The organism is Chloroflexota bacterium (genome assembly GCA_034717495.1).
Lineage (GTDB): Bacteria > Chloroflexota > Anaerolineae > JAAEKA01 > JAAEKA01 > JAYELL01.
In genome coordinates, this window is record JAYELL010000014.1 from 1 (window position 1) to 12,837 (window position 12,837).

Sequence of the window (12,837 nt, forward strand, 5' to 3'; positions counted from 1 at the left end):
CTCCACCGGTTTATGCTTCAGATTGGCGACAGGATTTCCATCTGCCCCATAGATTACCATGATCTGGCCGCTGATCTCGTAGGTGGCAGCCAGGGTCAGTGCGGTCAATAGCATACGGTCCTGCTTGATGGCGTTTTCAGGACAGCTTTGCTCGCCGGTGGGTACCACCTCGATGCTACCGATCGTGAGAGCCGTATCGTCCGATTGGTAGGCTGCTGAATAGAGGCCGCAAACCGCCGTGCCAAGCAACTCACCACCCTCACGGAACTGGGCCGTGGTGATCGACGGTGGTATGACACTGACAAGCTCGCCATCGTCATTTTGATAGGCGCTGACCAGCCAGGTAGAGCCCACCAGCACTGGATCCGACGGTGGGGGCGCTCCGCAGGCAGTGACCAACAGAAGAAGAAGCAGGATTGGGACCAAGGCCCCGACGATGTTCCGTTTCCACGCGTAGTTCATGTCAATCCCTCGTGTTCCTTGAATGTCCAGGACTCATGCAACGCCTTCGACCTCTTCCCTGGAGATGCTGTCCGGTCCATTGTGCTCGGTTGCCAGCCACATCTCGCCCGCTGCCATGGCTGCCCTGGTAGAATCGCCCAGGACTTCCGTTGCCATGAAAATGCCATCTTCAGGGATCGAGTCTGTCGTTTCGGTGCGCAGCAATTGTGCCTTCACCTTCTCACCCACGCCGGACAGCATCAGTCTACCGCCATTGGCTCTCAATTCGGCGGCATACCGTTCCATGACAGAGATAAAGGTGGTGCCAATCTGGTCGATGCCCCGCATGCGCATGATGACAACCGCTTGTTGCGACTCTTTTGCCTCGGGCAACAAATCCTGGATCGTGCGAGCAGCGGCAAAATAGGTACTGCCTCGCGCTTGCAGGACCGTGACGCTGTCATCGGGCAATATGGCCGGGGCAGTCTCTTCCCTGAAGGTGCCCGAGTCCAGGGGCCGTAAGGCGATCAGGTTGACATGGGCAGAAGAACTGTAGATGTAATCGATCAGTGAAAGAAAAACCCCTAATAGAATTGCCTGCTGAACGGGCAGGATCAGCGTGGCAAAAAAGGTTACCAACATAATAACCCGCTTGGAAACATGCACATCCCAGACATCGGCGATGCTCTCTCGATTGATGATCCCGAATCCAACCACTATCAGGACACCGGCGACAGCAGGCATGGCAACCGCCTCCACGAGGCCGGAAAAAAGCAATACGAAGATGCCCACAAACAGGCCCAGGAAGACATTGGCCCAGCGGGATTTTGCTCCCGTGCTCATCACAATGCCGGTTCCACCCACCGAACCACCCAGGGGAAGGCCCTGAAAGCTGCCCGAGACGATGTTAGCAATCCCCTGGCCCAGGAAGTCCCTGGACGCGTCGGGATATTCGCCATCCGGATTGGGGACCCCCTGGCTGACGCCCGATCCCTGAATAAGGCCGATCAGGCCGATGGCGACCGCCGAAAGTGCCAGGCTGGGTATCAACGACAGGTCGGGCAGCGTGGGCATCGGGATCGAGCCACTGATCTGATTGGTATCGCCGATCAGTGCCACCGAGTCCAGGCCAGGCAGCCCCGCCGCACTGCCCAGGATGACAACCACGGAGGTGATGATCATCCCGAGGGCCACCGAGAAGGTCCTGAGGCGAGTGCGGTTGAACAGAAGAATGAGAATGATGGTCGCCAGCCCGATCGCCAGCGATGGCAGGTTCCATTGGCCGGGATGCAGTAGCGTATCGATCGCCTTGGTCACTGTCCTTCCAGCCCCGCTCTTGTAGCCGGTCAGGTCGCCTAACTGTCCGAGAATGACCACTACAGCGACGCCGGTCAGGAAGCCAACCATCACGGTATTGGAGATAAAGCGCGTGAATCTGCCCATTTTGAGCAGGCCCAGGATCAACTGGAACACCCCTATGAAGAGAGTCAGGGTGAAGAGAGCCGTGAGTGTATCCCCGGCGTCCATGCCTGCCAATACATCGGCCACAGCCAGCATCATGGCGCTGGTGAGGCCGATGTTAATGAACTGAGAGCCGGTGAAGAGCGACCCGATGGGCGTACCCGTCATCAAGGCATTGAAGGCGTACGTCGGACTCACGCCGGCCAGCAGGGCCGAGGCGATAGCATCGGGGATAGCGATGAGCCCCGATACAGCCGCCGAGGTCAGGTCGGCCGTCAGGTTCTTCGCTTGGAAATCCAGTTTTGCCATGTGCGCATATCCTTGCTCAGGTGTTTCCTCGGTCCAGATCATACCTGATTTTCGCCGATTCGACAATGATCACGCCGGTGTTCGCTCTGACCATCCACGCTGCCCGATCATACACCAAGTTTGCCACCAGACCGTCATCCTGATACAATGATCAGCGACCAGCGTTGATAACCGGGTCCCAGATTGCCGGCCAAGTCCTCTGAGTTCGATTTAACACGTTCCAGGATATATTCGCCGGCATCCCAGGGACCAACTTCTCGGTCCGCTGGACAGGCAGCTTCCCCCTTGAATCGGGCGACTACACCTTCTACGCCACGGTGTCCGAGTCTGGCTGGATGGTCACATCCTCATCGACGAGTGGAAGATCTCATCGCTCCAGACGTACAGCAACACCTTCAGGAAGCTGGGCAGTAGCAACCGCTGCGTGAGCTACGGTAGCAACCGCTGCGTGAGCTACGGTAGCAACCGCTGCGGGAGCTACCGACCGAAGTCTCGTTGTAGGGTTAGTCACAGGCAAGATGGCGTACAACTCTTCTGTACCGAAAGGACAAAATCGGGTAGAATAGATAGTCGCGCAATGCTGTACTTTCCCTGAGATCACGAACAGAAAGGATAAAGAAGTTGGCTGAAAAACCGTCCCAGGTCATTGTCGCTACATACGAGAGTCCCAGCCAGGCCAAGCGGGCCTGGCGCACGCTGAATCGGACAGATGATCCCGAACAGATCCAGGTCCAGGACGCTGCCGTGGTGTCCCGGGACCTCTTCGGTGAAACCCATATCCAGGATGCCTACCTGATGAGCCTGGGTGAACTGGCTCGCGACACCGCCGGTATCGCGTTCAATGTGGGACTCAGCAGCGCCGGCTTGCTGCTGGAAACCGCCATCGATGGTACGCTCATCCTGATCGGTGGTGGCAGGAAAATGGCAGGCCTTGCCGGGTCAGCCTTGATCTCCACCGTTCGGCAGGCACGTACCGTCATCCTGCCGAACCGAAGCGTAGAGGCTATCGGTGAGACCCTCGATCCCGGTGCCGCTGCCGTCGTTATGGTCGTCGAGTCCGACCAGACTGCTGACCTGGCAGCCAGACTGGCAAAGAGTGGCGCTTTGGTCACGGTTCAGGATCAACACGAATAACAACGGGCTGGCAAGTTAGGATTGGAGGAAACCATGATACAAACGCTCTTTTTGTCCCTGTTTGCTCTGGGCATAGGCATTGTTCTATTGCTCTGGGGCTATCGCGCTTTTCTGGTACTATTGCCCATCTTCGGCTTCTTTGCCGGTCTCTGGTTGGGTGCCCACGCCATCTCCCTGATCTTCGGCAACGGCTTCTTCGCTGGTGTCACCGGTCTCGTCGTGGGATTGGTGGCTGGCGTGATCTTCGCTCTCCTCTCTTATCTGTTTTATGCCGCAGCCATTGGCCTGATAGCGGCCGCCATCGGCTACGGGCTCGGCGCAGGATTCATGCAGGCCATCGGTGTTGATGCCACCCTGCTGGTTGTGTTGGCAGGCGTTGCCGTCGCGGTGATCGTGGCACTGCTGGTCTATGTCTTCAACATTCAGAAGTACGTCGTCATCGCTCTGACCGCCCTGGCCGGCGCCAATGCCATCGTATTGGCACCATTGCTGCTTTTTGGCCGGGTCTCCGCCGACCAGGTTCAGGGGGCCGGCAATGCCATCAGCCCTGTGCTTCAAGATAGTTGGCTGTGGTTGGCGGTCTGGATCGCCATCGCCATTGCCGGTATTGTCTATCAGATTCGCAGCAACCGGGCCTATGTCTTTACAGTCGACGACTACGAAAGTGGCTGGGGCACGCCTGGTTGATCGTAGATAACCCTGAAGATGAAGGTTATGGAGGTATTAAATGTTCTGGTTCGATCCTAACTATTTCTGGTATATTTTCATCCCGACGATCTTGCTTTCGTTGGGTGTGCAGATCTATCTAAAACGCACCTTCAGCAAATGGAGCAAGGTGGAAAACGCTGCCAATCTCACCGGCCGCGAGGTGGCTGACGTGCTCATCGAAGAAACGCCCCTGGAGCCAATCCCTGTGGAACGCACCAAACAGCCCCTTGGTGATCATTACGATCCGAAGGAGAACGTGGTCAGGCTGTCGCCGCCGGTCGGCGATGCCGATTCGGTGTCCGCCATGGCTGTTACCGCCCACGAGTTTGGTCACGTCCAGCAATACCAGACCGGCTCCTCCCTGATCAAGGCCCGCAGCTTTCTGTTACCGGCGGTCATGTTCAGCCCCACGATCATGTACATCAGCGCCCTGCTGGGCCTGCTGTTCAATATGACCAACCTGCTCTGGGTGGCGATCATCTTCTTTGGTCTGACAGTACTCTTTTCGCTGCTGACTCTGCCGGTGGAGTTCGATGCCAGCAAGCGGGGATTGACCATGCTGCGCGAGGACAATCTCTTCGGCTCTGAGGAGGAGGCAGCAGGCGCGCGCAAGGTCCTGACCGCCGCAGCATTGACCTACGTGGCCGCCTTTATCACCTCGGTGCTGCAGTTCGTTTACTATTTCCGGGGCATTCATCAGGAAATCGACAGGGACAAGGCACAGGAGGCCAAAAAAGAGGCCCGCCAGCAAACAAGCCGCGCCCGGCGTTAACGATGTCGTCGCCAGGCCTTGGGTCGAGAGGATCAGAGGGTATGCCAAGAATTTTACGACTAATCAGTCTTGCGTTGCTGGTCACGCTCCTGCCGGCAGCGTGTACCGATCTACCAGATCTTCCGGATGTACCAGCAGTCGGTCGCGAACAGGACACAGGCCTGCGCGGGCGTGTCCTGCTCTGGCATACCTGGACGGGCGAGGAGGTTCAGGTTCTCGACCAGATGATCGAGGCCTACAAAACCCTTAACCCCGAAGTCGAAGTCATTAGCATTGCGATGGATGAGGATCGGATCTTCGATACCTTCGCGGATCAAAGTGCCAGCGGTCTGGGCCCTGATCTGCTGCTGGTGGATGCGCCACTGGTCTACGATATGGCCCAGGCGGGGCTGATCCAGGACCTGAACGCCTACGAAGACCTGGACTTCTCCCAATACTTTTCCACTTCCCTGGCGATGGTCGCCAATGACAGCCACACCTACGGCCTGCCCTTTTCCTCCCACACCCAGGTCCTCTTCTACAACCGCGACCTGGTCGATTCTCCGCCAGACAACTTGCTTGAGTTTCTCAGGCGGGCGGCCAACGGCGAGATGGCAGCCATCAACACCGATTTCGCCGAGGCTTTTTGGGGCATCGCGGCATACGATGGTCTTCTCATCGACGACGAAAACCGAATCGCGTTGGGCCATGGTGGCTTTGCCAACTGGATGGCTGCCCTGCAACAGGCCCGAACCAGGGGGGGCTTTCTTCTCAGCAACGATGGTGAACGGTTATTCAATTCATTCGTCGACGGGAAGGTTGCCTACTACGTCGCCGACTCCAGTTACCTGAGTGATCTGCAACACGCGATGGGTGAGGACAAGGTAGGGGTGGCCCTGCTTCCTGCCGGTCCCAATGGCAGCGCGGCGCAACCACTGCTTAAAACCGATTCCTTTGTCTTCAGCAAGGTCTCCAGCCCAACTGAATCGGCCCTGGCGCGGCATATGACAGACTATTTAACCAGTTCGAACGAACAATCCAACCTGGCCATGCTCGATATTGGGCGTTTACCGACCAATAACCAGGTACGGCTGTCGCCCAGCATGCCGGAACACACCATCGTGGTGGCCCGCCAATCCCATTCTTCCCGCTCGGTGGGGTTCGATAATCGTGGCATCTGGCAAGATCTCAAAGCGGGTGCCCTGGGATTTTTCGACAACTTCCGGCTGGTCATTGAAGGAGTCATGACGCCCAATGAGATGATTGAAGATTCGCTCCAGGGATTCTACGAGGTATATGGCCTTCCTGAGAGAACGATTGCGCCAGAGGAGCTTTGCCCACCAACGCCCGAAACGATCACCATCTGGCACGCGCTCAACGCAGAGAAGGCCCGCGTCTTCGAACAGATCGTCAAAGACTTCGAAACAACCTGCCAGGGCGCGGCCGTCGAGATCGACCGCTTCGAGGGCCCGGACCTGGTCGAGCGATTTGTAAGCGAGGCCGAAGCAGGCAGTGGCCCTGATCTCCTCTTCGCTTCGAGCCGCTGGTTGCCGCGATTGGCCGATCAGGGCTTGCTCAAGGATATCAGCGAGGAGGTGGCGCCCGGCGAGCTTCAGCAATATCAGCCCAAAACTGTGCTGGTGATGCGCTATGACGGCCGCCTTTACGGGATTCCCGAGTCCCTTTCAGTTGCAGCACTCTATTACAATACCGGGCATGTCAGTGACCCGCCAGTCGATCTTGACCAACTGGTACATGATGTAAGCGCCGACGAACGGTGGGCGCTACCGGTTGGCTTTTATTGGGGATATTGGGGCATGGATCCCTTTGGTGGATTCGATTTCGACAGCTATTCCGGCGAGGTGCTGGATACAACCGGCCTGGTTGAATGGCTTTCCTGGCTGCAATCGGCTGATAAAAAACCGGGGATGGATTTACTTTTCGATCCAAACGAGGGCGATCTGGCATTTTTGAACGAAACGGCAAGCTACCTGGTAGCCAGCCCGTCGTCGTTGCCCCTGATCCGTTCCGCCCTGGGTGAGAATGGCTTCAGCGTGATTCCCCTGCCCAATGGTCCGGTTGCAGCGGGTAGCCCTATGCTCCGGGTACAGGGTGCTATGATCAACGCTCAAGCTGACGAGACGACCACGGCTGCATCCATCGCTTTTGCCCAGTTTCTGAACTTACCGGCAAACCAGCTGCTACTCCTTGAGACAGGCAGCCACGTCCCCGCAACCGTCACTCTGGGTCTTCATGAATACCCCCATATCAATGGCTTCCGCGAACAGGCCACCATGGCGGCGATGGTCATCGAGAACTCGGCCTACGCAACCATGGAAGCCCTGGGGGATGAGTTATATCGGGCCGTGCTGCAAGAGGGAGCCGATCCGGAGACAGCTGTTGCCGAGTTTGTGGATGCGGTACACGCGGCCAACGGTGTAGAATAGATAAGGTATTGGACCATGGACAGCACCTCCTTCGGTTTTGAAATCCTGACTGACCTCTGGCAAACTATCGTCAAACTACTGGGCCGACCTGCGGTGCAGTTCCAGCTAATCGCAGGCATTGGCGCTATTGCGCTGGCCTGGTTTGTGGCCCGCGGCATCCGCCGCATCGTAAACGATCGTAATGAGGCCAGGGTAGAGACACTGCGCGAAGAGATACTGGCCGAATATCTGGCTAATCTGGATGTTGACGTCGAGGATTTACCCGAAGGTGAGCTCATCGACTCGCCCGAGTCGGAGTTGGACGAGCAGGATATCCAACGGGAACTGCGCCGCCGCCTGGGCCTTCGACATCCTATCACGTTGCTTTTCAGACAGATCCTCTTCCCCCTTCTCGCCATAATCTTTGTCTATGCTGTGTATGTGATTGCCCAGCGCCAGGGGTGGTACAGCGGAATCCTGGCCGACATGCTGCAAATGCTGGGGGTTTTCTTCATCTATCGATTGATCCTCGGCCTGGTTTATATGGTCGCCGACCCGGTGCGGGTTGAGTATTATCAGAGGCGACTTTTCGCGCCCCTGGTCGTGGTTATTATAACGATTTCCATTCTTGGAACGGTGTTCGATCTGGAAACACTGGCCAGCACCTCCCTCTTCCCCTTTGAAGGAGCCACCTTGACGCTGGGATCTCTCTTTCTGGCAACGTTCGGCTTCTATGTCTGGATCATGGGCGTGAGTCTGTTCAAGGATATTTTGAAAGCTTTCCTGGTCCGGCGGGAGAGTGCCAACCCCGGTTCCATTGAGGCATCCATGACCATGGTCCAGTATGGCCTGGTTGCGATAGGCCTCTTTGGCGTTTTTCAGATCCTCCAGCTTAACCCAGCGACCATAGCCGCCGCGACAGGTGGTCTCGCCATCGGCGTCGGCTTCGCGTTGCAGGATGTGATCAAAAACTTTCTGGGCGGCCTCATCGTGCTCTTTGAGGGCTCCGTGCGCCCTGGCGACTGGGTAGCCATCGCAGGCACCGAGGGCCAGGTGGATAAACTGAGCATCCGCTCAACCATTGTGCGCACCTTTGACAACGTGGAATACATCGTGCCCAACCAGGACTGGCTAAATTCGACAGTTACAACCTTTACTCGCAACGAACGGCGCGTACGCACGCGCGTGCCCGTGAGCGTGAGCCGCGATGCGGATCCACACTTCGTTCAGGAGCTACTGATCGAGACAGCCAAGTCGAATCCGGAGGTGCTGTCCATTCCCGAACCGATAGCACCGCTGGTGGGATTCGGCGAGTCGAGCATCGATTTCATCGTGCTGGCCTGGGTCGAGGACGCCATGTTCCGGGCCAAGGTAGCCGGTGCCCTGCGCCTGGAGATCTGGGATGCCCTCAAGGAAAACGGCATCGAGATCCCCTTCCCCCAGCGGGACCTGCATCTGCGAACCTCCCTGCCTGGTCTGGAAATCGAAGCGCCCGCCACCGAAGCAGGCCAGAACCGATCGCCCGCATGATGGCAATGCCCGCTTACCTAGCAAGGCCACCGAGAGGTGTGAGTTAGGCGGGAGTCCATCATCATCGCCACCCCATGGATGCCCGTCGCCGCGGGGAAAGCGGTTTCCCTGCTTGCCAGCACCTTCGCCGCTCGTGTGGCCGGCTTCAAACCCCTGGTCTCTATCTGTTATCGCTTTTGTCAGGTCTTCGACCGTGATTCACTACTTGCCAGGCAGACGTTCAGCTACCTTCGCCGCGCCAAATACCTGGTCGCGGGTACCTGTCAGGTTGAAATAGTCGCGCAGTAGCCAGCGAGTGCGCTCGTAGGTAGCCTCCTGAGCCTCGCCAACGTCCTCAGATTGACGGTAGGACTGTTCGTAGGCCTGACGGATCTCGGTGCCGATATTCACCTTGGTCATGCCATGGCGAATCGCCTCCAGCAGGTAGGGGCGTTGCACACCCGAGCCGCCATGCAGAACCAATGGCACATCCGTAGCGTCGCGGATCGCCTGCAAATGCTCGATGTTCAGCCTGGCCTCGACCTTTTTTTGATCCTTCATGACGCCGCTGATCGCCCCATGGACACTTCCCACCGCCACTGAAAGCCAGTCGCAGCCACTTTCCTGCACGAACCGCCGCGCCTCCTCCACATCGGTGAAACCCCGGCCCGAAGCAAAAATCTCTTCATAGGGCAGCGGCGGACCATCCTCATGACCGAGTACCGAACCCAATTCGGCTTCACAGGGAATCCCCGCCTGGTGGGCCAGCTCGGCCACCTGCCGGGTAGCGGCAATATTGGCATCCAGATCCAGTCGCGAACCGTCGATCATCACCGATTGATAGCCGAGGTCGATAGCGTCCCGGATAACGGGCAGATAATCTACCTCCAGGTTGTCTTCGTCGATCACCGGCACATGGTCCAGATGAAGCCGCACGAAGTCTGGATTCTCATATTTGGCGAATTCTTCAGCGATGGCGGCGGCACTCCTGGCCTCAAACTTGTACCATTCGGGACGAGCTGTCTCGATCAAGCCGAAGGCGTCTTCGTCGATCATTGCCTGAATCACAGGGGCCATCATCGGGAGATAGGGAATGTTGAAAGCCGGGATTGCCAGACCTGCGCGGCCGGCATTTTTCATCAATTCTGCAGAGTTTGGTGACATGCAAATGTTATCCTTCCTTTAGCTTGTGAGATGTTCGACGCGATCAAGGCCATTTCAAGGTCATGCCGAGGCCCATCGATGAAGCAGCTCTCCCGGGGTGCACCGCGCGACTCTCATGCCAAGCAGCTCGCACGCGCTTAACGGCTTCGAGCTGAGGCGCCGGGGCAAGCCCTACCCGAATTGATTTTGCGCCGCATCCCCGGTCGGCTCCAGCCCGTGTTGGGCAGCCGCCGCATGAACGCGCACTTCCTTCTCCAGCCGATCCCACAACCTATCCTTCTCCACTTCAAGGTCATAGCGCGTTTGAAGATTGATCCAAAAGCGCTCCGATAGCCCAAAGTAGCGCGACAACCTCAGCGCAGTATCGGGTGTAATGCCCCGCTTGCCCTGAACAATCTCATTAATCCGACGGGGCGGTACGCTGATATCTTTCGCCAAGCGGTATTGACTGATCCCCATGGGCTTCAAGAACTCCTCCAACAGAATCTCCCCGGGATGGATTGGTGGCAACAATTGCTCTCGTTCAGTCATAGTGCTCTCCTAGTGATAATCCGCGATCTCTACATCATAGGCAATAGGCATCGCCGTTGCGCCAGGTGAAACAGATACGCCACTGATTGTTAATCCGAATGCTATGTTGATGAGCGCGATCACCAACCAGCTTCTCCAGCCGGTTTGACGGTGGAACCCGCAGGTCTTGCAGCACCTCTGCTGCGTCAAGGATCTCCAGCTTTCGCCTGGCCGCTCGCTGAATGTTGGGTGGCAGTCTACGAGAGAACCGGCGGTGGAAGACCTTCCCGGCTTCTCTGGATGCAAAGCTCCGTATCATCCCTCATATAATAACGCCACCCGTTATTACTGTCAAACCCGATGAGGCGTTGAACGGACATAGCATGGGTTGCTGTGATGCCGGTCTAACTGAGCAGCGGATGAGCGGCGTCCGGCTAAACGGGATAAGAGTTTCATGTGGCGCAGGGCACAAAAAGCGACGATCGACATCGTTAGGTCAGTGTTGGCTGCGGCTGTAGAGCCATCGGGCCGGGAGCCGCCACATAAACTTTTCAGATTCGACTTCGCTCACTACAGGGTTGAACTAAGCTGGGTTATGCGGCTTAGAGCCGCTATTTGGACCTACGGCAAACGAACCCGTAGGCAGGGATCCGGTGACCTCTGGTGGTCACATCGAAAATAAATTTTGTAGCATCTGAGATGGCAGATGTCAACGCAAAGTTGGCGATCGGAGACTGTTTCAGATTGGTAGGTAAGTAGAATCGAGGCAACGAAACCAGATTCATCCCCGCCGGCTAACGTCAAACAGTCTCGGAACAGAACCTCTGATTGACGGCTCAACATCCATGGGGTAGAATGCAGCGGTATTTGTCCAATCAAGGCAGCCACCCCGAGGCATGGCGCGATGTCCGATTCCAACCCTCCTGATCCCAGGCTTGTACAGAAGGCCAGCGCAGTCCACCGATTGCTGTTGGCAGAATATGGTGTCCCGGACTGGCGCGCCGACTACGAACCGATGGATGAACTGGTGCTGACCATGCTGAGCGCCAACACATCAGATGTCAACAGCGGGCGGGCTTTCCACCGCCTGAAGCAAGCCTACCCGGACTGGCAAGCCGTCATGGACGCCCCGCTGGAGGAGTTGACCGAAACGATTCGACCGGGTGGCCTGGCGCCCACCAAGGCGCCCCGCATTCAGGCTGCTCTGCGCCGCATTCAGGAGCAGCGGGGAGAGTTTGATATCGGTTTTCTGGCCGACCTGCCCGTGGAGCAGGGTCTGGCATGGCTGACCAGCCTCGACGGCGTCGGGCACAAAACCGCCTCGATCGTGCTGCTATTTTGCTTCAACCAGCCAGCCTTTCCCGTCGATACCCACGTCAGGCGCGTCAGTCAACGACTGGCAATCTCGGGGCCAAAGGACGATCCAGCTCGCATCAAGGCCACCTGGGAATCGTTGGTACCCGGAGACTGGTTCCATGCCCTGCACCTTAACCTTATCCGCCACGGACGCCAGATCTGCCACGCGCGCCGTCCCCGCTGCGCAGACTGTGTGCTGAAGGACCTCTGCAACTGGTACGTTGATCCATCAACCAACCGGCCGGCACCATAACGTCCATCACTCCCATGGCCTGGTACCTCTATCTTCTCGCCATTTTGGCCGGCACCCTGGCTGGCTTCATCAATACCCTGGCCGGCAGTGGTTCCTTGATCACGCTGCCCTTCCTGATCTTCCTGGGCCTGCCCCCAACGGTCGCCAACGGCACCAATCGCATCGGTGTGCTTTTTCAGACCATGGTCAGCTCGACCAGTTTCCACAGGAAGGGTGTGCTGGACTGGCGTGCCGGGCTGATTCTGGCCATCCCGGCCACCTTCGGTTCCATCCTGGGCGCACGTATCGCCGTCGATATCGACGAGGAAATGATGCAAACGGTCATCGGCGTGGTCATGGTGATCATGTTGATGATCATCATCGTTCGGCCCAACCGCTGGCTCGAGGGCAGTAGCGAGTTGCTCTTCCGCCGCCCGGGCATCAAGGAAATCCTGTTGTTCTTTGCGATCGGCGTTTACGGCGGGTTCATTCAGGCCGGGGTGGGCATTTTCCTGTTGGCCGGACTGGTTTTGGGCGTCGGTTACGACCTGGTGCGAGCCAACGCAGTCAAGAGCCTGATCATCATGATCTTCACCGTGGCCGCCCTGGCTGTATTTGTAGCTAACGACCAGGTCGTCTGGTCCCTGGGACTGTTGATGGCGGTCGGCCAAATGATCGGAGGCTGGCTGGGGGCTACTTTTGCGGTAGAGAAGGGCGCCGTGTGGGTTCGCCGCTTGCTGATCGTGGTCGTCGCCGTGGCGGCGGCCCAACTCCTGGGCTTGACCCCCTTTTAGAGTTCCCTACAAAAAAACTCCCCTTCCCTGAGAAGGAGGAGT

11 protein-coding genes and 1 pseudogene are annotated in these 12,837 nt (G+C 57.5%); 7 read left to right on the forward strand and 5 right to left on the reverse strand.

Annotated elements, in window-relative coordinates:
* The coding region (locus tag U9R25_03355; protein MEA3334919.1) for an META domain-containing protein at window positions 1-462 on the reverse strand (462 nt) is incomplete at its 3' end.
* Between the two features lie 33 nt (window positions 463-495).
* Window positions 496-2,211: a SulP family inorganic anion transporter gene (locus tag U9R25_03360; protein ID MEA3334920.1), complete on the reverse strand. Its 1,716-nt coding sequence runs from the start codon at window positions 2,209-2,211 to the stop codon at window positions 496-498.
* A 621-nt stretch (window positions 2,212-2,832) separates the two neighbouring features.
* Here U9R25_03360 and U9R25_03365 point away from each other — a divergent pair.
* From U9R25_03365 to U9R25_03385, 5 genes are read left to right on the forward strand one after another with little or no spacing between them, the layout of a single operon-like run.
* The gene (locus tag U9R25_03365; GenBank protein ID MEA3334921.1) at window positions 2,833-3,345 is read left to right on the forward strand and encodes a hypothetical protein; all 513 of its coding nucleotides are present in this window, start codon (window positions 2,833-2,835) and stop codon (window positions 3,343-3,345) included.
* 33 nt (window positions 3,346-3,378) lie between these two features.
* Window positions 3,379-4,032, forward strand: coding sequence for a DUF4203 domain-containing protein (locus tag U9R25_03370; protein MEA3334922.1), 654 nt, complete (start codon window positions 3,379-3,381; stop codon window positions 4,030-4,032).
* 40 nt (window positions 4,033-4,072) lie between these two features.
* Window positions 4,073-4,825: a zinc metallopeptidase gene (locus U9R25_03375; protein ID MEA3334923.1), complete on the forward strand. Its 753-nt coding sequence runs from the start codon at window positions 4,073-4,075 to the stop codon at window positions 4,823-4,825.
* 41 nt (window positions 4,826-4,866) lie between these two features.
* Complete coding sequence (locus U9R25_03380) at window positions 4,867-7,251, forward strand: extracellular solute-binding protein (protein MEA3334924.1); 2,385 nt, start codon at window positions 4,867-4,869, stop codon at window positions 7,249-7,251.
* Between the two features lie 15 nt (window positions 7,252-7,266).
* Window positions 7,267-8,760: a mechanosensitive ion channel gene (locus U9R25_03385; GenBank protein ID MEA3334925.1), complete on the forward strand. Its 1,494-nt coding sequence runs from the start codon at window positions 7,267-7,269 to the stop codon at window positions 8,758-8,760.
* A gap of 201 nt (window positions 8,761-8,961) precedes the next feature.
* On the opposite strand, the gene U9R25_03390 is transcribed toward U9R25_03385, so the two are convergent.
* The 3 genes and pseudogenes from U9R25_03390 to U9R25_03400 form a co-directional block, all read right to left on the reverse strand.
* A complete protein-coding gene (locus tag U9R25_03390; protein ID MEA3334926.1) occupies window positions 8,962-9,903 on the reverse strand; it encodes a class II fructose-bisphosphate aldolase in 942 nt (313 codons plus the stop codon).
* A 171-nt stretch (window positions 9,904-10,074) separates the two neighbouring features.
* Window positions 10,075-10,434 (reverse strand): HigA family addiction module antitoxin, encoded by a 360-nt coding sequence (locus U9R25_03395; protein ID MEA3334927.1) that lies wholly within the window; start codon window positions 10,432-10,434, stop codon window positions 10,075-10,077.
* A gap of 9 nt (window positions 10,435-10,443) precedes the next feature.
* A pseudogene (locus U9R25_03400) lies at window positions 10,444-10,732 on the reverse strand (type II toxin-antitoxin system RelE/ParE family toxin).
* 585 nt (window positions 10,733-11,317) lie between these two features.
* Here U9R25_03400 and nth point away from each other — a divergent pair.
* Window positions 11,318-12,022 carry an endonuclease III gene (gene nth / locus U9R25_03405; protein MEA3334928.1) on the forward strand — a complete coding sequence of 235 codons (705 nt, stop codon included), beginning with the start codon at window positions 11,318-11,320 and terminating at the stop codon, window positions 12,020-12,022.
* A 14-nt stretch (window positions 12,023-12,036) separates the two neighbouring features.
* The gene (locus U9R25_03410) at window positions 12,037-12,795 is read left to right on the forward strand and encodes a sulfite exporter TauE/SafE family protein (protein ID MEA3334929.1); all 759 of its coding nucleotides are present in this window, start codon (window positions 12,037-12,039) and stop codon (window positions 12,793-12,795) included.
* Window positions 12,796-12,837 lie beyond the last annotated feature (42 nt).